Origin of the sequence: Thioclava atlantica (assembly GCF_000737065.1) — a bacterium.
In the GTDB taxonomy this organism is placed as follows: domain Bacteria; phylum Pseudomonadota; class Alphaproteobacteria; order Rhodobacterales; family Rhodobacteraceae; genus Thioclava; species Thioclava atlantica.
In genome coordinates this window covers 323,664-349,420 of the sequence record NZ_AQRC01000002.1, presented here as the reverse complement: position 1 = coordinate 349,420, position 25,757 = coordinate 323,664, and the positions used below count along the sequence as shown (strand labels likewise).

23 protein-coding genes and 1 riboswitch are annotated in these 25,757 nt (G+C 65.9%); of the genes, 14 read left to right on the top strand and 9 right to left on the bottom strand.

All coding sequences use genetic code 11. The annotated features are described in order from the left end of the window. Positions 1-12: 12 nt before the first annotated feature. Genes narJ through DW2_RS04120 form a run of 4 tightly spaced genes read left to right on the top strand, consistent with a single transcriptional unit; the run spans position 13 to position 2,924 of the window. On the top strand, positions 13-717 hold the full coding sequence (narJ, locus tag DW2_RS04135; protein WP_038144063.1) for a nitrate reductase molybdenum cofactor assembly chaperone: 705 nt from the start codon (positions 13-15) through the stop codon (positions 715-717). Between the two features lie 11 nt (positions 718-728). Continuing rightward, positions 729-1,493 (top strand): respiratory nitrate reductase subunit gamma, encoded by a 765-nt coding sequence (narI, locus tag DW2_RS04130; RefSeq protein ID WP_063137143.1) that lies wholly within the window; start codon positions 729-731, stop codon positions 1,491-1,493. A gap of 4 nt (positions 1,494-1,497) precedes the next feature. Then, complete coding sequence (locus tag DW2_RS04125) at positions 1,498-2,295, top strand: peptidylprolyl isomerase (protein WP_038143976.1); 798 nt, start codon at positions 1,498-1,500, stop codon at positions 2,293-2,295. 11 nt (positions 2,296-2,306) lie between these two features. Further along, positions 2,307-2,924 carry a carbonic anhydrase gene (locus DW2_RS04120; protein WP_038143975.1) on the top strand — a complete coding sequence of 206 codons (618 nt, stop codon included), beginning with the start codon at positions 2,307-2,309 and terminating at the stop codon, positions 2,922-2,924. Positions 2,925-3,030: 106 nt separating this feature from the next. Here DW2_RS04120 and nrdF read toward each other — a convergent pair whose 3' ends face one another. From nrdF to nrdH, 4 genes are read right to left on the bottom strand one after another with little or no spacing between them, the layout of a single operon-like run. Next, positions 3,031-4,008 (bottom strand): class 1b ribonucleoside-diphosphate reductase subunit beta, encoded by a 978-nt coding sequence (nrdF, locus tag DW2_RS04115; protein WP_038143974.1) that lies wholly within the window; start codon positions 4,006-4,008, stop codon positions 3,031-3,033. Between the two features lie 8 nt (positions 4,009-4,016). Next, on the bottom strand, positions 4,017-6,161 hold the full coding sequence (gene nrdE / locus DW2_RS04110) for a class 1b ribonucleoside-diphosphate reductase subunit alpha (protein WP_038143973.1): 2,145 nt from the start codon (positions 6,159-6,161) through the stop codon (positions 4,017-4,019). Further along, entirely contained in the window at positions 6,143-6,553 is a 411-nt protein-coding gene (gene nrdI, locus DW2_RS04105) for a class Ib ribonucleoside-diphosphate reductase assembly flavoprotein NrdI (RefSeq protein ID WP_156102879.1), read from the bottom strand. The genes nrdE and nrdI overlap by 19 nt, the downstream gene beginning before the upstream one ends. 32 nt (positions 6,554-6,585) lie before the next feature. Then, entirely contained in the window at positions 6,586-6,807 is a 222-nt protein-coding gene (gene nrdH / locus DW2_RS04100; RefSeq protein WP_038143971.1) for a glutaredoxin-like protein NrdH, read from the bottom strand. A gap of 102 nt (positions 6,808-6,909) precedes the next feature. Beyond that, positions 6,910-7,103, bottom strand: a riboswitch (cobalamin riboswitch). A gap of 411 nt (positions 7,104-7,514) precedes the next feature. Here nrdH and DW2_RS04095 point away from each other — a divergent pair. From DW2_RS04095 to DW2_RS04080, 4 genes are all read left to right on the top strand, one after another. Continuing rightward, a complete protein-coding gene (locus DW2_RS04095; protein WP_038143970.1) occupies positions 7,515-10,007 on the top strand; it encodes a S8 family peptidase in 2,493 nt (830 codons plus the stop codon). A gap of 283 nt (positions 10,008-10,290) precedes the next feature. Further along, on the top strand, positions 10,291-11,550 hold the full coding sequence (locus DW2_RS04090) for an efflux RND transporter periplasmic adaptor subunit (protein WP_038143969.1): 1,260 nt from the start codon (positions 10,291-10,293) through the stop codon (positions 11,548-11,550). Further along, a complete protein-coding gene (locus DW2_RS04085; protein ID WP_038143968.1) occupies positions 11,547-12,251 on the top strand; it encodes an ABC transporter ATP-binding protein in 705 nt (234 codons plus the stop codon). The genes DW2_RS04090 and DW2_RS04085 overlap by 4 nt, the downstream gene beginning before the upstream one ends. Further along, positions 12,251-13,456 (top strand): ABC transporter permease, encoded by a 1,206-nt coding sequence (locus DW2_RS04080; protein ID WP_038143967.1) that lies wholly within the window; start codon positions 12,251-12,253, stop codon positions 13,454-13,456. Before DW2_RS04085 ends, DW2_RS04080 begins: the two co-directional genes overlap by 1 nt. A gap of 619 nt (positions 13,457-14,075) precedes the next feature. Here DW2_RS04080 and DW2_RS04075 read toward each other — a convergent pair. The 4 genes from DW2_RS04075 to DW2_RS04060 are packed head-to-tail and all read right to left on the bottom strand — an operon-like array spanning position 14,076 to position 18,032. Further along, on the bottom strand, positions 14,076-14,882 hold the full coding sequence (locus DW2_RS04075; protein ID WP_051855331.1) for an SDR family NAD(P)-dependent oxidoreductase: 807 nt from the start codon (positions 14,880-14,882) through the stop codon (positions 14,076-14,078). After that, on the bottom strand, positions 14,879-15,817 hold the full coding sequence (locus DW2_RS04070; protein ID WP_038143966.1) for an SDR family oxidoreductase: 939 nt from the start codon (positions 15,815-15,817) through the stop codon (positions 14,879-14,881). Before DW2_RS04070 ends, DW2_RS04075 begins: the two co-directional genes overlap by 4 nt. Further along, a complete protein-coding gene (locus DW2_RS04065; protein ID WP_038143965.1) occupies positions 15,814-16,716 on the bottom strand; it encodes a bile acid:sodium symporter family protein in 903 nt (300 codons plus the stop codon). The genes DW2_RS04070 and DW2_RS04065 overlap by 4 nt, the downstream gene beginning before the upstream one ends. Then, the gene (locus DW2_RS04060; RefSeq protein WP_038143964.1) at positions 16,713-18,032 is read right to left on the bottom strand and encodes a flavin-containing monooxygenase; all 1,320 of its coding nucleotides are present in this window, start codon (positions 18,030-18,032) and stop codon (positions 16,713-16,715) included. Before DW2_RS04060 ends, DW2_RS04065 begins: the two co-directional genes overlap by 4 nt. 64 nt (positions 18,033-18,096) lie before the next feature. Here DW2_RS04060 and DW2_RS04055 point away from each other — a divergent pair, with 64 nt between their 5' ends. The 6 genes from DW2_RS04055 to DW2_RS19970 all read left to right on the top strand — a co-directional run bounded on the left by DW2_RS04055 (position 18,097) and on the right by DW2_RS19970 (position 24,050). Next, positions 18,097-18,762: a TetR/AcrR family transcriptional regulator gene (locus DW2_RS04055; protein ID WP_202900084.1), complete on the top strand. Its 666-nt coding sequence runs from the start codon at positions 18,097-18,099 to the stop codon at positions 18,760-18,762. A 4-nt stretch (positions 18,763-18,766) separates the two neighbouring features. Next, positions 18,767-19,507, top strand: a complete 741-nt coding sequence (locus tag DW2_RS04050; protein WP_051855328.1) for a sulfite exporter TauE/SafE family protein — start codon at positions 18,767-18,769, stop codon at positions 19,505-19,507. 324 nt (positions 19,508-19,831) lie between these two features. Next, on the top strand, positions 19,832-20,203 hold the full coding sequence (locus DW2_RS04040; protein WP_051855325.1) for a hypothetical protein: 372 nt from the start codon (positions 19,832-19,834) through the stop codon (positions 20,201-20,203). Next, the gene (locus tag DW2_RS04035) at positions 20,200-22,344 is read left to right on the top strand and encodes a pyrroloquinoline quinone-dependent dehydrogenase (RefSeq protein WP_038143961.1); all 2,145 of its coding nucleotides are present in this window, start codon (positions 20,200-20,202) and stop codon (positions 22,342-22,344) included. The genes DW2_RS04040 and DW2_RS04035 overlap by 4 nt, the downstream gene beginning before the upstream one ends. A gap of 207 nt (positions 22,345-22,551) precedes the next feature. Beyond that, positions 22,552-23,748: a GTP-binding protein gene (locus DW2_RS04030; RefSeq protein ID WP_038143960.1), complete on the top strand. Its 1,197-nt coding sequence runs from the start codon at positions 22,552-22,554 to the stop codon at positions 23,746-23,748. Next, complete coding sequence (locus tag DW2_RS19970; protein WP_051855322.1) at positions 23,745-24,050, top strand: DUF6525 family protein; 306 nt, start codon at positions 23,745-23,747, stop codon at positions 24,048-24,050. The genes DW2_RS04030 and DW2_RS19970 overlap by 4 nt, the downstream gene beginning before the upstream one ends. 133 nt (positions 24,051-24,183) lie before the next feature. On the opposite strand, the gene DW2_RS04020 is transcribed toward DW2_RS19970, so the two are convergent. Continuing rightward, positions 24,184-25,635, bottom strand: a complete 1,452-nt coding sequence (locus DW2_RS04020; protein WP_038143959.1) for an MFS transporter — start codon at positions 25,633-25,635, stop codon at positions 24,184-24,186. Positions 25,636-25,757 lie beyond the last annotated feature (122 nt).

The window sequence follows — 25,757 nt, the reverse complement described above, 5'->3', positions numbered from 1 at the left end:
GAGGACCTTTCGATGGATCGCACGCTCAAGGCGCTCTCGCTGCTGCTCAGCTACCCGACGGTGGAACTGCAGCAGGCGATGCCCGAGATCGGGGGCGTTCTCGCCGCCGAACCCCGGCTCACGGCGGCGGCGCGGCGCGCTCTGCGCCCGCTCGTCGAGGATCTGGGGCAGGGGGATGTCTACGATCTCGAAGAGCGCTACGTGCTGCTCTTCGACCGCACCCGCAGCCTCTCGCTCAACCTCTTCGAGCATGTCCATGGCGAGAGCCGGGACCGGGGCGGGGCGATGGTGGACCTGCTCGAGACCTACCGCGCGGGGGGCTTCGAACCCGCCACTTCGGAGCTGCCCGATCACCTGCCGGTCCTGCTCGAATTTCTCGCCACCCGGCCGCAGGCCGAGGCGCGCGAGATGCTGCAGGATGCCGCGCATATCCTCAGCGCGGTCGGAGAGCGGCTGGTGACGCGCGAAAGCCCCTATGCGGCGGTCTTCGCGGCCCTGGTGCAGCTCTCGGGCGCGCAAGCGGATGACGCTGCGGTGGCCGAGATCCTCGCCCAGCCCGAGACCGACCCGAACGATCTCGAGGCGATCGACAAGATCTGGGAGGAGACCGAGGTGACCTTCGGCCCCGATCCCAATGCCGGCTGTCCCCAGGTGCGCGACATGCTCGCGCAGATGGACAGGCCGAACCCGCGCCCGGCGGAACCCGCGGCACAATGACGGAGGCTCAGATGAACAACTTCTTCTTCGGCATCTATCCCTATATCGCGCTCTCGGTGCTGATCTTCGGTTCGATCGCGCGCTATGAGCGCGACCCGTTCACCTGGAAGAGCTCGTCGAGCCAGCTTCTGCGCCGCAGGCAGCTCCGGCTCGGCTCGGTCCTGTTCCATGTCGGCGTGCTGACGATCTTCTTCGGCCATCTCTTCGGCTTGCTCACGCCGCTCTGGATCATCGACGCACTCGGCATCAGCCATTCCGCCAAGCAGGTCCTCGCGATGGCCGTGGGCGGGATCGCGGGCGTGATGGCGCTGGTGGGGGGCGGTATCCTCTTTCACCGCCGCTGGACCGATCCGCGCATCCGCAAGACTTCCTCGGTCGCCGATATCGGGATCCTCGGGTTGCTTCTTGCCCAGCTTGTCCTGGGGGTGAGCACGATCTTCGCCTCGGCCCAGCATCTCGACGGGCACGAGATGGTCAAGTTCATGCACTGGGCCCAGGGCATCCTGACCTTCCGCTCGGGGGCCGCGGCGCAGATCGCGGATGTCTCGCTGATCTTCAAGCTGCATATCGTGTTGGGGCTGACGATCTTCCTGCTCTTCCCCTTCACCCGCCTCGTGCACATGCTTTCGGTTCCGCTGCGCTATTTCTGGCGCCCCGGCTACCAGGTCGTGCGCTCGCGCCGGAGCGCGCCGCTTCCCGCCCATAGCGACGCGGAAATCAAGCAGGCGCGGGTCGCGGCCGCGAAGTCGCGCCAACGGCCGCAACCGGCGGAGTGATGCGATGACGAAACCGCTTTTTCCCGAGGTCGTGGTGAACGATCAGGTCATTCCCTCTGCGGCGATCGCCGCAGAGGCCCAGCATCACGACGGCCCCAGCGGCAAGCCGGGGGTCGCCTGGCGCAAGGCCGCCAACGCCCTTGCCGTGCGCGCGCTCCTGCTGCAGGAGGCCGCGCGACGCGGCCTCGCCGCGGAGCCGGTCGAACTCGCACCCGCCCAGGTCGAGACCGACGAGGAGGCGCTGATCCGCGCGCTTCTCGAAGACGCGGTCGAGATCGAGACGCCTTCCGAGACCGAGATCCGGGCCGAATGGGCGCGCGATCCCTCGCGCTTCCGCGCCCCGCCGCTCTGGGAGGCCGCGCATATCCTGATCGCCTGCGATCCCCGCAATGGCGAGGACCGCGCGGCAGGCGAGGCGCGCGCCCGCGCGCTGGCCGAAAAACTCCGCACCGAGCCAAAGAGCTTCGCGCGTCTCGCGAAGGAGGCGAGCGATTGCTCCTCGCGCGGCAAGGGCGGTGTCTTGGGCCAGCTCGGCCCCGGCGACACGGTTCCGGAATTCGAAGCCGCCCTGCGCGAGCTGTCGGAAGGCGAGATCACCGCCGAACCGGTCCTGACCCGCTTCGGGTGGCACATCATCCGGCTCGATGCCGTCGCCGAAGGCGCGGCCTTGCCCTATGAGACCGTCCGCCCCCGCATCGCCGAGGCGATGGAAAAAACCGCCTGGAGCCGCGCGGTGCGCGCGTTCGTCGCCGGGCTCGCCGCTCGGGCCGAGATCTCCGGCGCCGATCTGGCCGCGGCGTAACGGGAGGAGAAATGCTCAGCGATCTCTTTGCGCGCAACCGCGCCTGGTCCGAGAGCCGCAAAGCGGAGGAGCCGGGCTATTTCGCCCGGCTCGCCACCCGGCAGAGCCCGGAATTCTTCTGGGTCGGCTGTTCGGACAGCCGCGTGCCCGCCAATGTCGTCGCGGGCCTCGATCCCGGCGAGGTCTTCGTCCATCGCAATGTCGCCAATGTGGTGCATTCGAGCGACATGAACCTGCTCTCGGCGCTGGAATTCGCGGTCGAGAGCCTCGGCATCCGCGAGGTGATCGTCTGCGGCCATTACGGCTGCGGCGGCGTGCGCGCGGCGACCGAGGAGATGCTCGGCAGTCTCACCGATCACTGGCTGGAACCGATCCGGCGGCTCGCGCGCGCCTACGCGATCGACCTGGCGCAACTGCCCGACACCGAGGCCCGGCGCGACCGGCTGGCGGAACTCAACGTGATCGAGGGCGTGCGCCGGATCGCGGAAACCCCGATCCTGCAGCGCGCCTGGGGAGCAGATCTGCCGGTGAAGGTGCACGGGCTGATCTACGGCCTCAAGGACGGTCGCCTCACCGATCTCGACTGCACGATCACCCGTGCGAGCGTGTGCGACAGAAAGGACGCGTGAGCTGACCGAAGGCATCCCGCGGGTGGACAGTCGAAGCCTCTCCCCCGCGGTCGCGCGCTCAGTTGGAATCTCTCCACCGGCCGCCCCCCCGAAGACGGAGGCGGGCTCAGAACGCCCAGTCCTCGTCTTCGGTGGCGACGGCTTTCCCGATCACATAGCTCGAACCCGAGCCGGAGAAGAAATCGTGGTTCTCGTCCGAGCCGGGCGACAGCGCCGCGAGGATCGCGGGGTTCACCCGTGCCGCATCCTCGGGGAACAGCGCTTCATAGCCGAGATTCTGCAGCGCCTTGTTGGCGTTGTAATGCAGGAAATGCTTGACCTCCTCGCTCAGTCCCAGCGGGTCGTAGAGCTGTTCGGTGTAGCGTGCCTCGATGTCGTAGAGGTCGAACATCAGCGCGAAGGCGAAATCCTTGATCTCGGCGCGTTCGGCCGCGCTCCGGCTCTCCAAGGCGCGCTGGAACTTGTAGCCGATGTAATAGCCGTGGATCGCCTCGTCGCGGATGATCAGCCGGATCAGGTCGGCGGTGTTGGTCAGGCGCGCGCGGCTCGACCAGTGCATCGGGAGGTAGAAGCCCGAGTAGAAGAGGAAGCTCTCGAGGAAGACGCTCGCCACCTTGCGGCGCAGCGGTGTAGCGCTTGCGTCGTATTCGTCGAGGATCAGCCGCGACTTGGCCTGAAGATGCGGGTTCTCGCTCGACCAGCGGAAGGCCTCGTCGACCTCGGCCGTGTTGCACAGCGTCGAGAAGACCGAGGAATAGCTGCGCGCATGCACCGCCTCCATGAAGGCGATATTGCTCAGGACCGCCTCTTCATGCGGGGTCGCGGCATCCGCCATCAGCGCGGGCGCGCCCACGGAGTTCTGGATCGTGTCGAGCAGGGTCAGCCCGGTGAAGACCCGGATCGTGAGGGTCTGTTCCTGCGCGGTCAGTTGCGACCAGCTCTGGATGTCGTTGGACAGCGGCACCTTCTCGGGCAGCCAGAAATTCGAGGTCAGACGGTTCCACACCTCGAGATCCTTGTCGTCTTCGAGCCGGTTCCAGTTCACCGCACGCGGCACGGGGCGGGGGGCGTTCAGATCTTTCATGGCGGGCCTCACAGGGAACAGGAAACGCAGCCCTGCACCTCGGTCCCTTCGAGGGCCGACTGGCGCAGGCGGATGTAGTAGATGGTCTTGATGCCGCGCCGCCAGGCGTAGATCTGCGCGCGGTTGATGTCGCGGGTCGTTGCTTCGGCGGGGAAGAACAGCGTCAGCGAGAGCCCCTGATCGACATGCTCGGTCGCGGCGGCATAGGTGTCGATGATCGCCTCGGGGCCGATCTGATAGGCGTCGCGGTAGAATTCGAGATTGTCGTTCGTCATGTAGGGCGCGGGGTAGTAGACCCGGCCGATCTTGCCCTCCTTCCGGATCTCGATCTTCGCGGTGACCGGATGGATCGAGGCGGTGGCGTTGTTGATGTAGCTGATCGAGCCGGTGGGCGGCACGGCCTGGAGGTTGCGGTTCCACAGCCCGTCCCGCATCACCCTGTCGCGCAGCCGGGCCCAGTCCTCGCGGGTGGGCAGGTCGATCCCGAACCGCGCGAAGAGCGCCGCGACGGCCTCGGTCTCGGGCAGCCAGTCGCGGGTCACGTATTTCTCGAAGAATGTGCCATCGGCATAACTCGAGGCCTCGAACCCCCTGAAGCTGCGGCCTCTCTCGCGCGCCAGCGCGTTCGAGGCGGCGAGCGCGTGATAGGCGACGGCGGCGAAATAGGCGCGGGTGAAATCGATCCCCTCGGGACTGCCGTAATGGATGCGCTCGCGCGCGAGAAAGCCATGCAGGTTCATCTGCCCCAACCCGATCGCACGGCTTTCCTCGTTGCCCTTGCGGATCGAGGGCACCGCGTTGATCGCACTCATCTCCGAGACCGCGGAGAGGGCGCGGATCGCGACGCCCACGCTCGCGCCCAGATCCCCGCCATCCATCACCTTCGCGATGTTGAGCGAGCCGAGATTGCACGAGATGTCGGTGCCCATTTTCGCATAGCCCAGATCCTCGTCGAATTCCGAGGGTTCGGCCACCTGCAGGATTTCCGAGCACAGGTTCGACATGGTCACGCGGCCCGCGATCGGGTTGGCGCGGTTCACGGTGTCCTCGAACATGATGTAGGGATAGCCGCTCTCGAACTGGATCTCGGCCAGCGTCTGGAAGAAGGCGCGCGCGTTGATCTTGCGTTTGCGGATGCGCGGATCGTCGACCATCTCGTGATATTTCTCGCTGACCGAGATCTCCGAGAAGGCGCAGCCGTAGACGCGCTCGACGTCATGGGGCGAGAAGAGGTACATCTCCTCGTTCCTCTTCGCCAATTCGAAGGTGATGTCGGGGATCACCACGCCGAGCGAGAGCGTCTTGATCCGGATCTTCTCGTCGGCATTCTCGCGCTTGGTGTCGAGAAAGCGCAGGATGTCGGGGTGATGGGCGTGCAGATAGACCGCGCCCGCGCCTTGCCGCGCGCCGAGTTGGTTGGCGTAGGAGAAGCTGTCCTCGAGCAGCTTCATCACCGGGATCACCCCCGAGGACTGGTTCTCGATGCCTTTGATCGGAGCGCCGTGTTCGCGGATATTGGTCAGCATCAGCGCGACGCCGCCGCCGCGCTTTGACAGTTGCAGCGCCGAATTGATGCCGCGCCCGATGCTTTCCATGTTGTCCTCGAGCCGCAGCAGGAAGCACGAGACGAACTCGCCGCGCGCCTTCTTGCCCGCATTGAGGAAGGTGGGCGTCGCGGGCTGGAACCGTCCTTCCAGCATCTCTTCCATCAGCCGCATCGCGAGCGCCTCGTCGCCGCGCGCCAGCGTCAGAGCGACCATCACCACGCGGTCTTCGTAGCGTTCGAGATAGCGCTGACCGTCGCGGGTCTTGAGGGTATAGGAGGTGTAGTATTTGAACGCGCCGAGGAAGGTCGGGAAGCGGAACTTTCGGGCGAAGGCCGCGTCCCAGATGGCGCGCTGGAAGTTGCGCGAATACTGATCGAGAACGGAGGCGTCGTAATAGCCTTCCTCCACGAGATAGCCGAGCTTCTCGTCGAGCGAGTGAAAGAAGACCGTGTTCTGGTTCACATGTTGCAGGAAATACTGCCGCGCGGCCATCCGGTCGGTCTCGAACTGGATGCGCCCTTGCGCATCGTAGAGGTTCAGCATGGCATTGAGCGCGTGGTGATCGAGCCCCGCCAGATCGTTTGTCTTCAGGTCGCTGTCGAGCATTCCATCTCCCAGAATTTGTCGAGCCCGGCGCGCACGCGGGCAATGTCACTGTCCAGCCCCGCCAGCTCGAAGCGATAGAGCACGGGGATATTGCACTTGCGCGCCAGAAGATCGCCGGCGCAGGCGAAGTAGGATCCGAAGTTGCGGTTGCCCGAGGCGATCACGCCCCGGATCCCCGCGCGCCGCTGCGGATCGTTGAGAAAGCGGATCACCTGCTTGGCGACGGCACCGCGCCCGGACCCGTCGGCATAGCTCGGGCAGATCAGGACGTAAGGTGCGCGCGGGTCCGGCATCGCGGCTTTCGGCGAGATCGGGATGCGCAAAGCGGGCAGGCCGAGCCGTTCCACGAAACGCAGCGTGTTGCCCGAGCGCGACGAGTAATAGACCAGCATCGGCCGGGGCGTGCCCATCGTGCGGCTGCCGTTCAGGTCAGCTTGCCGATCATGTCGGGCCGGAAGCCCGCCCAGTGATCCTCGCCCGCGATGACGACCGGCGCCTGCCGATAGCCGAGCGCCTGCACCCGCTCCATCGCGGCATCGTCCTCGGTCAGATCGACCAGCTCGAAGCTCAGGCCGCGCGCCTCGAGCGCTCGGGTCGTCGCGGTGCATTGCACGCAGGCGGGTTTCGAATACACGGTGATGGTCATTGGTCCTGTCCCTTTCGCCAGATCTTGCGGCAGACGGGAGCAGGCTCGTGGGCAGCCGCACGGACGCGGCATTGCCACGCGCCCGGGCCCTCCGCCGCGGTCGTCGTCTATCATGCTCTGGCAGGTCTCCTGGCTCGCGGCTCGAACGCCTCCGGTCCGCCTTCCCGGCGCATGTCGCACCAGTGGCATCGGACCTCGGCTTGCCGCTTACAGTTGCGGGGGCAGCGCCGGATTTGCACCGGCTTCCCTCTTCACCCACGACGTGAATCGCAGGAACCAAAGCGTCATCATGTTGGTGTCTTCGGGGTCGGATTGTCAATATCTTGTTGTTCTCAGCGTGTGGGTTTCTCACGCGGCAAGAGGCGCTCGCGTCGCGCCTGGCCGTTCGCCAAACGCGCAGAGAGGGGCGGGCAAACTTCCCCCTTGCCATGCGGGCCGCGATTTCCGACCCGTCCGGAGCAATTCGAGGGCAGGGCGATCGCGCACAAGGTCCCGATCGCCTGAGTGAGATCGTAGGGCATCACTCACCCCCGATCCTGCGGGATGCGTGAAAAAACTGTCCAAGGCGGGTTCAAACTTGGTAGGAGGGTAAAACCCGGTCGACTCCTCCTGCGGTTGCGTGGCGAACACGCACCGGTGGCAGTCAGCCCCGAATATCCCCCCTTTACCCGCGCGACGGTCCCGCGCCGCAAAATAGAGATTCCTTCATGCAGCTTCCGCCGCGCTCCAAAATCGCCTTCCTCCTCGCGACGGCTCTTTGCATTTCGCTTCCCCTCACGGCCTCCGCGCGCCCCTGGGCCCCGATTTCCGAAGCCCTGTCGCCCCGGGACGTCCTGAGAGTTCTCATCGAGCGCTATCGCCAGGACCCTACGAGCTTCGATGCGTCCTACAGATATCTCACGCTCAACCATCCCGAGCTGATCACGGCCTTCCTGAGCGGCACGCAAACCGCGCCGCGCGTCGCAGGCAACGTCGCAGCCGCCCCGGCTTTGCCTCTGCCGATGATCCTCGGCGTGGTTGGCGCGGCGGGTCTCGCCGCGGCGGCGGGAGGCGGCGGATCCTCGGGGGCGAGTTCGAATGAGGCGAGTTCCTCGCCCATCCCGGGCAGCCCGCCCCTGAGCGGAAGCGCGGCAAGCTTCCGCACGCCCGAATACAACACCAACTGGGCGCTCGAGGCTATAGGCGCGGCCGATCGCTATGCGATGGGGGCGCAGGGGCAGGGGGTGAGGCTCGGGCTACTCGACACCGGTATCGACCTCGATCATCCCGATTTCGCCGCGAATGTGGATACGGCAGACAGCCGCAACTACATCGACGACGCGAACGGCATCCAGGACCAGGACGGGCACGGCACCTTCGTCGCGGGGCTGATCGCGGGCGCGAAGAACGACATCGGGACCCATGGCGTCTCCTTCGGCTCGCAACTCGTCGTCTATCGCGGCATTCCGGGCTCCGACGGGGCCGGGGTCGCCTCTGCGACCGATCCCTGGGTCGGTGCGATGCGTGGGTCGGTTGCGGCGAATGTCACCGCGCTCAACAACAGCTGGGCCTATGTGGACAGCCAGGGCAACGAGATCTCGATCAGCGATTTCGCGAGTCAATCCGAACTCGAGGCGTTTCTCGGATCGAGCGTGGTCTCCGCGCTGAACGATACGCGCAACAACGATCTTCTGCAGGTGTTCGCGGCCGGCAATGCCGGCAACTCGGACGTCTCCGTCACGGCCGGCATTCCCACGCTGATGACGCAGATGCAGGGTTATATCCTCGCGGTCGGCGCCGTGGATCAGACCAATACCATCGCCTCGTTTTCGAACCGCTGCGGCACGGCCATGAATTTCTGCCTGGTCGCGCCGGGGGTGAACGTCACCTCGTCCCGGCTCGGAGGCACCGCCCTTTCGCCGGTCGGCACGATGAGCGGGACATCCTTCGCAGCCCCCCTGGTGACCGGTGCGGCCGGGGTTCTCAAGAGCCAGTTTCCCGAACTGACCGCGCCGCAGATCTCGCGGATCCTGCTCGACACGGCCGACGATCTCGGCGCGGCGGGCGTCGATCCGGTCTACGGGGCGGGGCTGCTCGATCTCTCCAAGGCGGTCACGCCGCAGGGAACCCTGAGCGTGATGACCGGAAGCTCGACCCAGGACGGCTCGGTCCCTCTGACCCGGACCGCGGTGGTGGCCCGCGGCCCGCTCGCCGCCGCGTTGCCTGCCTCGCTTGGCGACCGGACCTTGATGGTGACCGATCGCTACGACCGCGGCTATTCGACGCATCTCACGGGCATCGTGCATGACGCGTCTCCCTACGATCTTCTTCGCGCCACCAGCGCCTATGTCCCGATCGCGCCGGGCTACGAGGCCGAGACCACCGAAGGCGTGCTCTCGGGCATTCGCCACCGGAGCGCTTCCTTTTCCTTCGCCTTCAATGCCGACGGCTCGGCGGGTCAGGATCTCAGCACCGCGCGGCGTCCGGTGACCTCGGCGCTGTCGCTGGTGGACCCGGTGAGCGCGCTTGCCGCGACCGCGTCCTCCGCGATCTCGGTTCCTCTCTCGCCGACGCTCTCCCTCGGCTTCGATACCGCGAGCGGCAATGCCGCGGGCAATAGCGGGTCGCTTCAGGCGCTGAGCCTCGAGATGCACCATGACGCGCTCAGCCTGTCCTTGACCGCGGGGCGCATCGTCGAAGGCGGATCGGTGCTCGGCACGGTCTTCACCGGGGCGGCGGGGGGGCAGGCCCGCGCCGATACGACCTTCGCCCATCTCGCGCTGAGCCTGCCGGTCGCGCCGCAGACGCGGATCTCCCTCGTGGCCGGGATGTCGAGCAGCGATTTCACGCAAGGCGGGATGTTCGAATCCGGGCAGGGGCTCGCGGCGCAGGGCTTCGGCATCGGCTTCGAGCGGGACTTCGCGGGCGGCACCTTCGGCATGTCGCTTTCGACCCCGCTGACGGTCGGGAGCGGCTCGATCGCCACCAGCGTCCCCACCGCGCGCACCGCATCGGTGGACGGGAAGGTCAGCACGGGGGTCACCAGAAGCGCGGAGACCATCGCGCTCCACGCCGCCGATCGGCCCGTCGATCTCGCCTTCTCGCTCAATCGTCAGCTTGGCGGCCAAATCAGGCCCGATCTCAGAGGGGCCGCCGGGGTCCGCAGCGTCGGTGGGGATGTCGCGCCTTACGCCAGCGTCTCCTGGAAGTTCACCTTCTGACCCTCGCGAGGGGCCGGGAAGCATCTCTCTTTGCAGGATGCCTTCGGGCCGCGAAACCCACGGCTCCCTTGCCGCCCCGCTGACCATGCTCAGCCATGGGGGGCGGCGCTGTTCGCTTCGCCTCCCAACCTTGCCTGCCAAAAGCCAAATTCGAGCGTGAAACCCGGCTTTTTGGGGCCGCTTTGTCCTAACGCAAGGCGCGCCACCGCGACGGATGCGACCTCTTGGGACGTATCATCCATGACCATGCGTCGGGAACGGGCGCGAAAAGAGCGGATGCGAGATGGCGGAGAAGACCCGGGAAGATATCGAAGAGATGCTCGCGACGGCGAAGCGGGGCCGGAAAGGGTGGATCTGGGGGCTCGCGGTGCTCCTGCTTCTGGCGGGTGTCGGTGCGTGGCTCTGGATCGGACGCACGCAGGAAGCGCAGCGCACGACTTATGTCACGCAGGCCGCGACACGGGGCGATCTGACGGTGACCGTCACGGCCACCGGCACCGTGCAGCCCACGACCGAGGTCGAGGTGTCCTCGGAGCTTTCGGGCACGCTTGCCAGTATCGAGGTCGATTACAATGACGAGGTCGAGGTCGGGCAGGTGCTCGCCCGGCTCGACGACACGAAATTCAAGGCGCAGGTCGCCAATGCCGAAGCCGCGCTCGCCAATGCGAAGGCGCAGGTTGCGCAGGCGGAGGCGACCTTGCGCGAGGCGAGCGAGCTCTACATCGCACAGGCCGAGCTCGAACGGCGGGGCGTCGTGAAGCACAGCGATTTCGTGACCTATGTCGCGAAGAAGGAACGCGCCGAGGCGGCGGTCGAGGCGGCGCAGGCATCGCTCACGCTGGCTCAGGCCAATCTCGCGCTTCAGAAGGATGACCTCGACAAATCTGTGATCCGCTCGCCGATCAAGGGCGTGGTGCTCGATCGCGACGTGTCCGCCGGGCAGATCGTCGCGGCCTCGCTCTCGGCGCCGACGCTGTTCACGCTGGCCGAGGATCTGCGCAAGATGCAGCTGCTCGTCGATATAGACGAGGCGGATATCGGGCAGGTCGCGGTCGGCGATGCGGCGGTCTTCACCGTCGACGCCTATCCCGGACGAACCTTCCCCGCGACCATCACCCAGCTTCGCTACGCGCCCGAGACGACGGAGGACGTGGTCACCTACAAGGGGGTGCTCGCGGTCGACAATTCCGGTCTGCTCCTGCGCCCGGGGATGACGGCGACCGCGACGATCACGGTCGAAGAGGCGAAGGACGCGCTGCAGGTGCCCAATGCGGCGCTCCGCTATGCGCCCCCGCAAGAGGTGGAAGAGACCGGCGGCAATACAGGGGGCGGGCTCATCGGGTTGATCATCCCCAGACGCTCGGGCTCGGACAGCGCGAGCGGTAGCGCGACCGGAAAATCGGTCTGGGTCCTGCGCGATGACGTCCCGGTCGAGGTCGCCGTCACGCCGAGCGCCTCGAATGGCAGGTTCACCATCATCACCGGCGGAGATCTCTCCGAAGGCGATCAGGTGATCACCGATCAGAGCGAGGCGGCAAGATGAGCGCGCCGCTGATCGAGCTGCGCGGCATCACCCGTACCTACGGCTCGGGAGAGGCGCTCGTGCGCGCCTTGGACGGCGTGGATCTGCGGGTCGAGCAAGGGGAATTCGTGGCGATCATGGGGGCCTCGGGCTCGGGCAAGTCGACGGCGATGAACATCATCGGCTGTCTCGACCGGCCGAGTGCGGGACATTACCTCTTCAACGGGGTCGAGGTCGGCACGCTCGATCAAGACCAGCGCGCACTTTTGCGCCGCCACTATCTCGGCTTCGTCTTTCAGGGGTACAATCTTCTGGCGCGCACCACGGCGCTGGAGAATGTCGAACTGCCGCTGATCTACAAGGGGCAGGGCAAGGCCGAACGGATCGCGAGGGCGCGCGAGGTGCTGGCGCGGGTCGGTCTCGAAGGGCGCGAACATCACACCCCCTCGCAGCTCTCGGGCGGCCAGCAGCAGCGCGTCGCGATCGCCCGCGCTCTGGCGGGCGATCCGATGGTGGTGCTTGCCGATGAGCCGACGGGCAATCTCGACACGAAACGCAGCCTCGAGATCATGGAGCTCATCCAGCGGCTCAACCGCGAGGCGGGGCTGACGATCATCATGGTCACCCATGAGGAGGACATGGCCGCCTTCGCCTCGCGCCTGGTCGTCTTCACCGATGGCCGCGTGGTGCGCGATACCGCCGCGCGGAGGGAGCCGGCCTGATGCTGTGGGAAACCGTCCGTCTCGCGCTCACCGCGATCAGGCGCAACGTATTGCGCTCCTTCCTGACGGTGCTGGGCGTCGTGATCGGTGTCGCCGCGGTGATCGCGATGCTGACGATCGGGCAGGGCTCGTCCGAGCAGGTCTCGGCCGATGTCTCGGCGCTCGGCGCGAATGTTCTCGTGCTGCGCTCCGGCACGAGCGGAATGGGGCCGGGCGCGCGCGACACCGCGCCGGCGCTCAAGCTTTCCGACTATCAGGCGCTTCAGGATCTGGGCAGCCTGTCTGCGGTGGCCCCCACGGTTTCGACTGCGCAAACGGCGGTCTACGGCAATGCCAACCGCACGACCTCGATCATCGGGACCACCTCCGATTATCTCGCGGTGGGCGGCTGGGAGATCGCGCGCGGGCGCGGTTTCACGAGGGCGGAGGATCGCAGCGGCGCCAATCTGTGCATCATCGGCGAAACCGTGCGGACCGCGCTTTTCGGAGCCACCGACCCGATCGGAGAGAAGATCCGCGTGAAGTCGATCTCCTGCGAGGTGATCGGCCTTCTGAGCGCCAAGGGCGCGGGGTCTTTCGGGCAGGATCAGGACGATCTGATCCTCATGCCGATCCGCACCGTGCAGCGCCGTCTTCTGGGCGATCAGGATGTCGCGTCGATCTCGGTTCAGGTCGCGCGGAACGTCTCGGTCAGCCGGGCGACCTCCGACATCGAAGGGCTGATGCGGGATCGCCGCAGGATCGCGATCGGCGAGGAGGACGATTTCTCCGTCTTCGACATGCGGGAACTGGCCTCGATGCTCAATTCGGTGAACGCGGTGCTGACCGGGCTGCTCTCCTCGGTCGCGGCGGTGAGCCTGCTCGTCGGCGGGATCGGGATCATGAACATCATGCTGGTCTCGGTGACCGAGCGCACGCGCGAGATCGGGATCCGCCTCGCGGTGGGCGCGCAGGCACGGCAGGTTCTCATGCAGTTCCTCGTCGAGGCGGTCGTGCTGTCGGTTCTCGGCGGGGTGATCGGCATTCTGTGCGGTCTGGCGCTGGCCTATGTCGGCGCCCAGATCATGGCGATCCCGTTCTCTCCGAGCCTGGGAGTGATCGCGCTCGCCTTCGGTTTCTCGGCCCTTGTCGGCATGGTCTTCGGCTATTTCCCGGCCCGGGCCGCGGCGCGTCTCGATCCGATCGAGGCTTTGCGCTACCAGTGACCCGCGCCCTGCTTCGTCAGGCCCGGGATCGCCGTGGCTTTACCGGGGGCGCTGGCGAAGGAAGCCGGATTTGGCACTCGGCGAGGACAGCACGCGCAGGGCTGTAGAGCAGTTGGGGACAATCAGCCCTTGGGATTCGTGATTGTGGAGCCATCCGCTGTTCCCACACAGAAATACCCTTTCTCGGCCCTCGATATTCCCTCTGTTTGCCGCCTCAGCGCCTCAATTTCACGGAAAATCAATAATTGGTGAACCTAGGATATAGCTTTTTACGAGGACCCCCCAAGTAAATGCCACGATTTTTGGCCCTTTTGATCGCCTTTTTCTGCCCGCGCTGTGATCCTATCGTCGAGGCTCGCCTCGATGCCCTGCAGCGCAACAATGGCTTCCCGCCCCGACGCGATCGGCGCTCCTTGCAGTCATCCCCTTTGAAGGCAAACCGCCGGTTTTCCTGACGGAGCTTCCTGCCCCGTCAGGTCAAGAACGAAAGCAGTCGGATCCCGGTCCGGCTGCTTTTCTCATGCGGGAGCGACGCCGCGAATGGGCAGCCCTTCCGCTCGATTTTCGGTTACTCAACGCCGCGCGAGTGAAGGCCAGGCCCAGGAAAGTCCCTTTGCGGTCATAAGGTCCCTTCGCCTTCCCGATCAGCAACCCGGTTGCGGTCCCGATCCGCGATGTTGCGTTCCATCAGGCGCTGGAAGAGGCGCGGCGAGGCGCGGTTGATCCACCAGGCCAGCCGCGCGACACGCCCGACAGGTATCATCGGGTGGCCCCGTTTCAGGCCGGTCACGATGATCCGCGCCGCGGCCTCCGGGGTCAGATAATCCACCCCGTCTGCCGCGGCGCCGGGGCGGGCGATGCCATCCGCCTGCCGCTGAGTCCGGCCGATATTGGTAGCCACGAAGGACGGCGCGGCGATCTGGACGCGCACGCCATGCGGGGCTTCCTCGGAGCGCAGCGATTTGAAGAACCCTTCCAGCGCATGTTTCGACGCCGCATAGGCGGTGCGGTGATAGAGCGGCGAGAACCCCGCGACCGAGGAAATCGCCAGATGCGTGCCGTGGCTTTGCCGGAGCGGTTGCAGGAAGTGCCGCGCCATCGCGGTCGCCGCGAAGTAGTTGATCTCGAACACCTTGCGATGCGCAGCCTCGGTCAGGTCAGAGAAAGGCCCGATCTGGGTGACGCCTGCATTGTAGATGACGAGATCGATCCGGGGATGGCGTGCGAGGATGTCGGCGCAGGCGCTGGCGAGCTGGACCCGATCGGTCAGGTCGCAGGCGATGGCCTCTTGATCCGGCTTGGCCGAGAGCGCGGTGATATCCCTGTCGAGAAGTATGAGATGCCAGCCTTCCGAGCGCAGTTCGGTCGAGAGCGCCTGTCCCAGCCCCCCGGCACCGCCCGAGATCACTGCGACCCGCGCGCTCATAGCCCTGCCTCGCGGGCCCAGAGATCGAAGACCTCGGCGCTGGTCAGCTCGGGCGTGTAGCCGAACACCTCCTTCAGCGCGTCATTGGCCAGCACGGGGCGGTATTGCAGGAAGCGCACCTGTTCGGGCCCGTAACGGCTGAGGCCCAGCGGATGGGCGATCGCCAGGGCCGCCTTGATCCCGAGCGCGGGCAGGCGGCGCACGGGTTTGTCCAGACGTCGCGCCAGCTCGCTCACGCCCAGTGCCCCATCGCCCGCGACGTTGAAGATACCCGGCGGGCCATCGGTCGCGGCCCGCCTCAGGATGCGGGCCAGATCGCGGGTCCAGATGAAGACGAAGGGGCTCTCGCTGCCCCGGATCGCGAGCAGGCGCGGCTTGCGAAACAGCGCCGTGATCTGGTTGTCGGTGCCCGCGCCCAGAACCGTGCCGACCCGCAGCACGACCTGTTCGAGAGCAGGGTGGGTGGCGCGCGCCTCGGCCAGCATCTCCTCGACCTGCCGCTTGTGATCGGCATAGGCAAATTCGGGATTGCCGCGCAGGGGATCGGTTTCGCGCAAAGGCACGGGATTGTCGGCGTGATAGCCATAGGCCGCGCCCGACGAGGTCACGACAAGCCGCCGCACGCCGTTTGCCAGAGCCGCATCGAGCACCTTGCGCGTGCCCTCGACATCGACCCGGTAGGCCAGATCGCGGCCCATGCCGGGGCCGGGGGTGACGATGGAGGCGAGATGCACGATCACCTCGGGCCGCTCCTGTGCGATCACTTGGGCAGGCGCATCGGTCGTCACATCCATCGCGACGAAACGCACACCCGCGGGCAGGTCTTTGGGGGCGGCCAGATCGGTCGCGATGATCTCGTGGCCGCTCGCGGCAAGCTCGGCGGTCAGCACTCGGCCGATCATGCCGCTGGCACCGGTGATCAGGATCCGGGTCATCGTGCGGCCTCCTTTCGGCTCATGACACTCGAGATCGTGAAACCGGCGATGATGTGCCAGATCCCCCAGAAGGCGGCGACGATCGCCATGCCGCCCAGTCCGCCGAAGAAGGCGAAGATCAGCACCAGCCCGAGGCCCGAGTTCTGGATGCCCGTTTCGATGGTGATCGCGCGCCGGTCGTAAGGCGAGAGACGCGCCAGCGTCGCCGCCCCGTACCCGCCCGCGAAGGCCAACGCGTTATGGAGCGCCACCATCCCCGCGATCAGCCCGACGAATTGCACGAAATACTGCCAGTTGGCACTCAGCGAGAGGGCCACGAACCCCACGAAGATCGCCATCGACACCCATTTCAATGGGTCGCGAATGCGCGTGGTGAGGTCATAGCGGTAATGGTTCAGCGTGATCCCCGCGATGAGCGGCAGCAGAAGCATCACGCCGACGGTGATCGCCACGCTCACCGGGTCGATATGGGTCGCGTGCAGCAGCGCACGGGTCGGCGCGTAAAGGCTGCCCCAGAAGGCGATATTGAGCGGCGTCAGCACGATCGCCGCCACCGTGGCGAAGGCGGTCAGCGAGACCGACAGCGCCGTGTTCCCGCCCGCCCGATGGGTGAAGAAGTTCGAGACATTTCCGCCCGGACAGGCCGCGACGAGGATCAGCCCGAGCGCAATCGACGGGCTGGGCTGCAGCGCCAGCACCAGCGCGAAGGTCAGCGCCGGCAGTACCAGGAATTGCGAGGCGAACCCCACGATCAGCGCCCAGGGCCTGCGCACCAGCGGGCGGAAATCGCGGGGGCTCAGGTCGATCGCGACCGAGAACATGACGATGCCGAGGATCGCGTTGAGCAGATGCAGGGCGCCGGGGCTGAAATTCAGCCGAACCGCGTCGAGCCCGGTCATGCCGCGGCCTTCCCGCCGAGCGCCTTGATCCAGCCGGTGACCGCCTTGCGATAGGTCGCCTTGTCCACGTAATAGGCCATCCGCGCGAGCTTGAGATAGGCCATGCCGCCGGTCGCGCGCTCGAACCCTTCGGATTTCTTCGCCTTCAGACTCTTCGCGGCCTCGGTGCCATCGCGCAGCCCGCGAATGTAGCGCGCCACCATCTCGGCCTGTTCGTGACGGCCCTGCCAGCCGAGCCCGCTCGCCTCCAGCATGCCGAGCACGAAGAGGTCGTCGCGCCGGGGGTGCATCGCGTTGAGATAGAGATGCGGCGCATCGCCTTGCCAGTTCAGCAGCTCAGGCGCGATGAACGGGTAGTGCAGCTTGTAGCCGGTCGCGGCGAGGATCATGTCGTAATCGGCCTGCGATCCGTCCTTGAAATGAACCGTCTTGCCGTCGAGCCGCTCGATATCGGGGCGCACCTTCAGATCGCCATGGCCCGCGTGAAACAGCACGAGCGAGTTCACGATCGGATGGCTCTCGTAGAGTTTGTAATCGGGTTTCGGGAAGCCGTATTTCTGCGGATCGCCCACGAACCATTTCAGCAGTGCTCCGTCGATCCTGCGCTTGAGCCACATCGGCAGCTTGATCGCCCCGCCCAGCGTGTCGGCGGGTTTGCCGAAGACATATTTCGGCACGAAGTAATAGCCGCGCCGCATCGAGAGATCGCAGCTTTGCCCGTGATGGATCGCGTCCACCGCGATGTCGCAGCCCGAATTTCCCGCGCCGACGACGAGCACGCGCTTGCCGTGGAACTGCGCGGGGTCGCGATAGGCCGAGGAATGGATCATCTCGCCGTCGAAATGGTCGGGAAATTCCGGCATGTTCGGCTCGGAGAGCGTGCCGTTGGCGATCAGCACGCCGGCATAGATTTCCGAATGCTCGCCTTCGGCATCGCGCCAGCTCAACCGCCAGCCCTCGCCATCGCCGCCGAGCGGTTCAACCTTCGTCACCTCCGCGCCGAACCGGTAATGGCGGCGGATGTCGAAGTGATCGGCGAAATCGCGGAAATATTGTGCCATCTCGCGGTGGCTGGGATATTCGGCCACCTCCTCGCGCATCGGGAAATCGGCGAATTCCGTCATCCGTTTCGAGGATATCAGATGCGCCGTCTCGTACATGGTCGAGCACGCGCCCTCGATGTCCCAGAGCCCGCCCACCTCGCTGTGCAGTTCGAACCCCTGATAGTCCACTCCCTGTTCGCCCAGCACCTTGGCCGCGGCCAGACCCATCGGGCCCGCGCCGATCAGGGCGAACTTGCCCCTCGTATCTCTCATGTTGCGTCTCCTCCCAGACCCTCTTAAATTGAACCAATGTTCAAAATAAGCAAGCCCCCGTGTGATGACGAAAAAGACGACAGAGAAACAACGGGTTAGGGCGCCATCGAAGCGCTCTCTCGAGAGTCGATCACGGATTCTCGATGCCGCCGAAAGGGTGTTCGCGCGGGATGGATTCGAGGGAGCGAAGGTGCGCGAAATCGCCGCGCTGGCCGAGGTTCCGCTGGGGCTGGTGAACCATCACGGCGGCGGCAAGGAGGCGTTGTTTCGCGAAGTGGTGGAGCGGCGCGCGGAGGAGCTGACACGGCTGCGTCTCGAGGCGCTCGAGCGCGCGAAGGCGCAGGGGGCGCTCGACCTCACGGCGATCCTGGGCTGTTTCTTCCGCCCCTATCTCGAGAAGGCCGCGGGCAGCGATCCGCAATGGCTGGCCTATGCGCGCCTCGTGGCGACGGTTTCGGCCGATCACGATTGGGCGGATGTCTCGACCGATCTCTTCGACCCGACCGCGCAGCATTTCCTCGACGAGATCTGTACGCTTCATCCGGGCGTGGGCCGCGCTGTTGTCGCGGAGGCGTTCGTCTATTCGGTCGCGGCACTTCTGGCCTTTCTGACCTCGGAATGGCGGATCGCGGCGCTGGCCGCGCAAGAGGGAGCGACGGCCTCGATCGAGGGGCTTGTCGCCTTCTGTGCCGCGGGATGCGCGGCGCGGATCGCGCAGGCGGAGGGCTAGAGAGATGCTGAGCACCACTACTTTTCTTGTCATCGCTGCGGTGTTCGGCTCCGCCTTCCTGCGCGGGATCGCCGGGTTTGGCTTCGCGCTCGCCGCCGTGCCGATCATTTCGTTGATGCTGCCGCCTGTCGAGGCGGTGACGCTCGCGGTTCTGCTGCAGGTCGCGGTGGGGTGCCGCGATCTCTTCACGCTGCACGGGCATGTGCACCGCCCGTCGCTCGCGAGGCTGTCGCTCGGGGCGATCGCGGGCACGCCGCTGGGGATCTTCGCGCTCACCGCGGTCTCTCCCGATGCGGCGCGGATCCTGATCGCGCTGGCGGTACTGGCGGGGCTTGCGCTCCTGATGCGCTACAAGCCCGCCCATCCGCACCCCAATGGAAGGCTCGCGCTGATCGCGGGTGTCGCTTCGGGGGCTTTTTCGGGGCTCGCGGCGATGCCCGGTCCGCCCGCCGTGGCCTATTACCTCGGCGCAGGGACGAGCGCGGTTCAGACGCGGGCCTCGCTCTTGCTGTTCTTCTTCGTCGCCTCGCTGCTCGCCACGCCCGGCCTGATCCTGGCAGGCGCGGTGAATGCGCAGACGCTTTCGCTGACACTGATAGCGATCCCCGCGCTCGCGCTCGGGACATGGGCGGGGTCGGCGGCCTTCACGCGGCTCGACAGCGCGCAATACCGCAAGCTCGCCATCGCGGTGATGGCCCTCTCGGCCCTCCTCGCCGGGGGGCGTGGGCTGGCGGTCTATCTCTAGGCGGCGTTCTCCCGGGGGGGCACTTCGGGGCACCCGGTGGCGTGGGGCCGGTCGAAGAAGCCGCGCAGGTTTTTGCGAGCAAAGTCCGAAGGCCCTATGGAGACCCAAAGATTGCTCGGCAGGCTCCGAACGACCCTGTGCGCCATCCGGCCGAGGCTCCGGCGGTGCCGCGTGCCGACGGTGCTTGCGAGACGAAAACCTCGAGGAACGATCCCGGCGTCGAAACGTTCCTCGAACACGAGCTCGCGATCCATCACGTTTTCATGGACCCGTCCTGCAAGGCCCGCGTTGGGCCACAGATACGGTCACAGGGAGGGTAGATCGTTGACTGATCCGAATGCAGCGACAAGGCCGCGCACCATCCTGATCGTCCTCGGCGGACTGGCGGGTGCTGGCGTGGCAATCTGGAATTTCCTGACGCCGCTGACCGGCGTGACGGGCACGTTCGGCGCGGGGCTGGTGATCGCCTCGAGCGTGCTGATCGCGCTCGCGGGGCTCGCGATCCAGATGACGCGGCCCGGGCGGCTGCGCATCACCTTGCGCGTGCTCGTGGGCCTCGGGCTTCTGGGCACCGTGGCGGCTGGGTATTTCCTTCACGAATGGTGGCTGATCGCGGCGATGGGCGTCGTGCTGATCGGTCTGATCTACGACGTCGCGTCAAGCCGGCCCGCCAACGCGCATGGAGCCTACGCATGATCCGCACAACTATCTCACTCGCGCTCGCGCTGGTTCTTCTGGGCACCGCAGGACAGGCTCAGGACACGAGCGGGCAGACGTCTTCGAATACCACGCAGCCAGCCGGCACCGATGGTGCCGCCTCGGCCGTGCCGCAAGCGAACGGAGCCGGAGCGGGCCAGACCGACAATCCCAACCTCGATGCGCAAAGTCCCGCAGCCCCGCAGCAAGGCGCGCAGGACACGGTTCCCGGCGTGGCCGACCCGATCTACGCATCCGGCCCGCGCCAACGCGACGGCACGCCGCTGGTCCCCGATCAACCGGTCTGGGACAGTTTTCACGGCCAGCTCAGCGCGCAGAAATATTCGCCGCTGACCCAGATCACCCCCGAAAATGTCGGCAAGCTGCAGAAGGTCTGGCAGATCCATACCGGCGATGTCTCGGACGGGTCGGGCGACAAGCCAGCAACCGTGTGGTCGGCGACGCCGATCTTCGCCAATGACACGCTCTATATCGGGACGCCGTTCTACCGGATCCTCGCGCTCGATCCGGCGACCGGCAAGCAGAAATGGGCCTTCGATACGAAATCGACGCTCAAGGCGCTGACTCAGCCTGCGCTCAAGAACCGCGGCGTCGCCTATTGGCAGGCGAAGAACCCGGTCGCGGGCAAGCTCTGTCAGAAGATCGTCTACATCGGCACCATGGATGCGCGGCTCTTCGCGGTCGATGCCGATAGCGGCAAGCCCTGCCCGGATTTCGGCAAGGATGGCGTGCTCGACGTGAACCAGTGGAACACGGTCAATGACCGCTTCCCGCTCTCGGTGCTGCAACCGCCCACCGTCGCGGGCAACCACCTGATCCTCGGCTGGGCCGGGCAGGACTGGGAATGGGCCGAGGCCCCTCCCGGTGCGGTCTTCTCGGTCGATCCGCAAACGGGCAAGCTGCAATGGGCGTTCGAGACGCTGCCGGAGAGCATCCGCCGCAAGACCGGCACCGCCAATGTCTGGACCGCGATGTCGGTCGATCTGGGGCTGAACATGGTCTATCTGCCGGTGGCCTCGCCCTCGCCGAATTACTGGGGCGGCAACCGGACCGAGGAAATTCCCTACGCCACCTCGACCACCGCGCTCGATCTCGATACCGGCAAGGTCGTCTGGTCGCGGCAATGGGTGCATCACGACATCTGGGATTACGATATCAACTCGGCGCCGACGCTGATGGATATCACCGTGGACGGAAAGCAGATCCCGGCGCTGATGCAGGGCACGAAGATGGGGTTCCTCTTCGTGGTGAACCGCGAGACCGGGAAAGACGTCTGGCCGATCGAGGAGCGTCCCGTTCCCCAGGGCGACGGCTCGGTCAAGGGGGAGGTCTATGCACCGACCCAGCCCTTCCCGACGAAGCCCGCGCCGCTGCTCGACCAGTCGAAGAAACCCGAGGTCTGGGGCATCGCCGATCTGGTTTCGGGCGGGGCCTGTTCGAAGCTGTTCGAGAACCTGACCTATGACGGGATGTATACGCCGCCCACCACCAAGGGCGAGGGCACGCTCGCCTATCCCGACAGCGCGGGCGGCGTGCAATGGGGCGGGGTGGCCTTCGATCCCGATGCGCAGATCGCGGTCGTGAATACGTCGCATATCGTGCAATATATCAAGCTCTGGGACCGGCAGGACTACGACAAGAACGCGGGCGGGTCGGGCAACGAGAACGGCTTCTACCCGCAGAAGGGCGCGCCCTACGGGATGAGCCTCGGCAATGCGCTCAACTGGGCCGGTATGCCCTGCTGGAAGCCGCCCTTCGGCGAACTGGTCGCGATCGACATGCATACGGGCGACGTGAAGTGGCGCAAGCCCTTGGGAAGCTCCCAGAAATACGGGTTCTTCATGCCCGAGAGCATGGGCTCGCCCACGATCGGCGGCCCGGCAGTGACCAAATCGGGGCTGATCTTCATCGGCGCGACGATGGACGCCAAGGCCCGCGCCTATGACATCCAGACCGGCAAGGAACTGTGGTCGTCGCAGCTGCAGGCGCCGGTCGTCGCGAACCCTGCGATCTACGAATACAAGGGCCGGGAATACGTGGCCTTCGTCTCGGGCGGCAACTCCATCCTCAAGCCCGCCGTCGGGGATCAGGTCGCCGTCTACGCCCTGCCGCAGGAGTGAGGGGGCCTCAGGAATGAGGGGAAAGGCGCGCCGCCCGCCGCGGCGCGCCTTCGCGGCAGATCATCCGCGTAGGGAGAGCAGAACACCAATTGCCCGCCTGAGCGGTAAGCCCTTCGCCAGATCGAGGTTCGAAGGCACAGGGACTTGGGGACTTGCGATCGGTAATTGTTACTTTGTAACGCCAGTTATAAAGTAACAGGAGTTGCCATGACCGATCGTCTTCCCGTCACCGTGCTCTCCGGTTTCCTCGGGGCCGGAAAAACCACGCTTCTCAATCACGTCCTCGCCAACCGGTCCGGCCTGCCTGTGGCCGTGATCGTCAACGACATGTCGGAGGTGAATATCGACGCCGAGCTGATTCGCAACGGCGGCAGCCTCCAGCGGGGCGAGGAGAAGCTCGTCGAAATGACCAATGGCTGCATCTGCTGCACCCTGCGCGAGGACCTCCTGATCGAGGTGCGCCGTCTCGCCCAAGAGGGGCGCTTCGACTACCTGCTGATCGAATCCACCGGGGTCGCCGAACCGCTTCCGGTCGCGGCGAGCTTCGAGTTCCGGGACGAGCGCGGCGCTTCGCTCGACGATATCGCGCGGCTCGACACGATGGTGACCGTGGTCGACGCCGCGAACCTCACTCGGGATTTCAGTGCTCAGGATTTCCTTGCCGACCGCGGGGTCGAACTGGGCCCCGAAGATGACCGCTCGCTGGTGCAGCTGCTGACCGAGCAGATCGAGTTCGCCGACGTGATCGTGCTGAACAAGATCGGCGCGGCGAGCGAAGAGGACCGCGCGAACGCCCGCGCCATCATCCGCGCGCTCAATGCCGATGCGAGGGTCATCGAAACGGATTACGGACAGGTCGCGGCGGAGGACATCCTGGGCACCGGCCGTTTCTCCTTCGAGGCCGCACACCGCCACCCGACCTGGATGCAGGAACTCTACGGCTTCGCCGACCATACCCCCGAAGACGCCGAATACGGCATCACGTCTTTCGTGTTTCGCGCGGAGCGTCCCTTCGATCCGGCAAAGCTCGCGGAGTTCTTCGAGACGCCGCTGCCCGGCGTGATCCGGGCGAAGGGGCATTTCTGGCTCGCCACGCGACCCGACTGGGCGGGTGAGTTTTCTGTCGCCGGGCCCATGCTCGAGGTGCGCGGGCTCGGCTTCTGGTGGGCGGCGGTCCCGCAAGCGCATTGGCCCGAGGAGGCCCGCGAACGCATGGCCGATCGCGTCGCCCGGGAGTTCGGCGACCGGCGCCAGGAGATGGTTTTCATCGGCATGCTCGGAGAGATGAACCGCGCCCGGATCGAGACGATGCTGACCCGCTGCCTCGTGCCGGAAACCCGCTTCGTCCCGGATCTCTGGCGCGATCTCGACGATCCTTTTCCCCGCTGGGGCCGCGCGGCGTGAGGCACAACCTCGCGACCGGGTTGCGCAAACGCGCCCGCTCCGATCCGATGGCCGCCTATGATCGGCTGCCGTCTGCCGCGCGTGCCTGGGTGGCGCGCGCGGCGCTCCCCTGGTCGGCGGTTTCGGTTGCGCGGATCTGGGCGCGCGCCTTGCGCGAAACCGAAAGCGTGGACGCGGCGCTGGCCCGCTTGGATTCAGCCGAGGCGCGCACGCTTGAGCGCGACCGGATGGACCGTTCCGGGGGGTGCGTGGAAGGGGAAAGCGGTTCCGCGCGCGAAAGGCGTGCGGCGCCGCCGCGATAATCTCAGTCTGCCCGCAGGCCGGGTGCGCCTAACGCAGCTCGGGTTCTCCAAGTGCTGGCCCGCCGAGCGACCGGATCTGCCGGGACGTTCTTGCGCCCGCGATCCTTCCCGGGGCGTCCTCGACAGGGCCCCGTTAGCCTGCGCTTTCGGCGGAAATCGGGTCGGCAACCTCCTCGAGGGATTTCTGTTCCGCATCGATCCCGATGACAGCCTCGGTGATCGCCGCGACCAACATCAGCGCCCCGGCGAAGAGGTAGCCGTAGAACACGTTCCAGGCGGAGCCCGTGTCGATCAGCATTCCGAAGATCCAGGGCGAGACGATGCCGCCGGCCGCCGTGCCGATCGAATAGAAGATGGCGATGGCGAGCGCGCGCGTCTCGAGCGGGAAGACCTCGCTCACGGTCAGATAGGCGGAACTCGCCGCGGCCGAGGCGAAGAAGAAGATCACCGACCAGAGCGCGGTCAGCGTCACTGCGGAGAGAACGCCCTGGGCGAAGAGAAAGCCGGTGACCATCAGGATGATCGCGGACAAACCGTAGGTCAGGGAGATCATCGTCCGGCGTCCGATCGTGTCGAACAGGCGTCCCAGGACGATCACGCCCAGAAAGTTGCCCACCGCGAACGGCACCAGATACAGCCCCGTGTTTTTCGAAGGAACATCGAAGAAGTTCGACAGGACCAGCGCGTAGGTGAAGAAGATCGCGTTGTAGAGGAAGGCCTGCGAGCCCATCAGGACCAGCCCGAGCAGAGCCCGTTTCCGATGCGTCGAGAACATCGCCTTCATGATCTGCAGGAGGGAGAAGTATTTCTGCGGCCGGATCTCGATCTTCTCTTCGTCCGGAACCTCCGCGAGGGCCTCGCCGGATTGCTCTTTCGTGCGCTCCTCGATCTCGGCGGTGATCTTCTCGGCCTCGTCCATCCGGTCATGCGTGGCGAGCCAGCGCGGGCTTTCGGGCAGATGGCGGCGCATGAAGAGGATGATGCCACCCAGAACCGCGCCGATGCCGAAGCCGAGACGCCACCCCAGATCGACCGGGAAGAAATCGGGATTGAGCAGCACGATGGTCGACAGCGCCCCCAGGGCGGCGCCGATCCAGTAGGACCCGTTCACGCCGAGCGCCACCTGACCGCGGACCCGGGCCGGCATCATCTCGTCGATGGTCGAATTGATCGCGGCATATTCGCCGCCGATGCCGAGCCCGGTGATGAAGCGGAAGGCCACGAAGCTCCACAGGTTCCACGAGAACGCCGTGGCCAGTGCCCCCACGAGGTAGACGGCCAGCGTGATGAAGAAGAACATCCGCCGCCCGAAGCGGTCGGTGAGATAGCCGAAGAGCAGGGCGCCGATCACCGCGCCGGTTATGTAGAACGACGCGATCATGCCGATCTGCGTGCTCGAGAAGCCCAGGCTCTCGGGTTCCTGGAGCACGCTGGACACGGCACCTTTCAGGGTGACTTCCAGCCCGTCGAGGATCCAGGTGACGCCGAGCGCGATGAGGATGGTCAGGTGAAAACGCGACCATGGCAGCCGGTCCATCCGGGCGGGAATGTCGGTCTGAATTGTCTTTCCAGTCTCGCCAGCCATGACAGCTTCCTCCCCGGCCATATGCGTTTCTGGACAACACGGTTCGGTCGAGAATGTTCCTTCGCCGCAAGGAAATCACGCGCCCGTTCCGATAGGCTAGCGGCGCATGATTGCCATGAGGA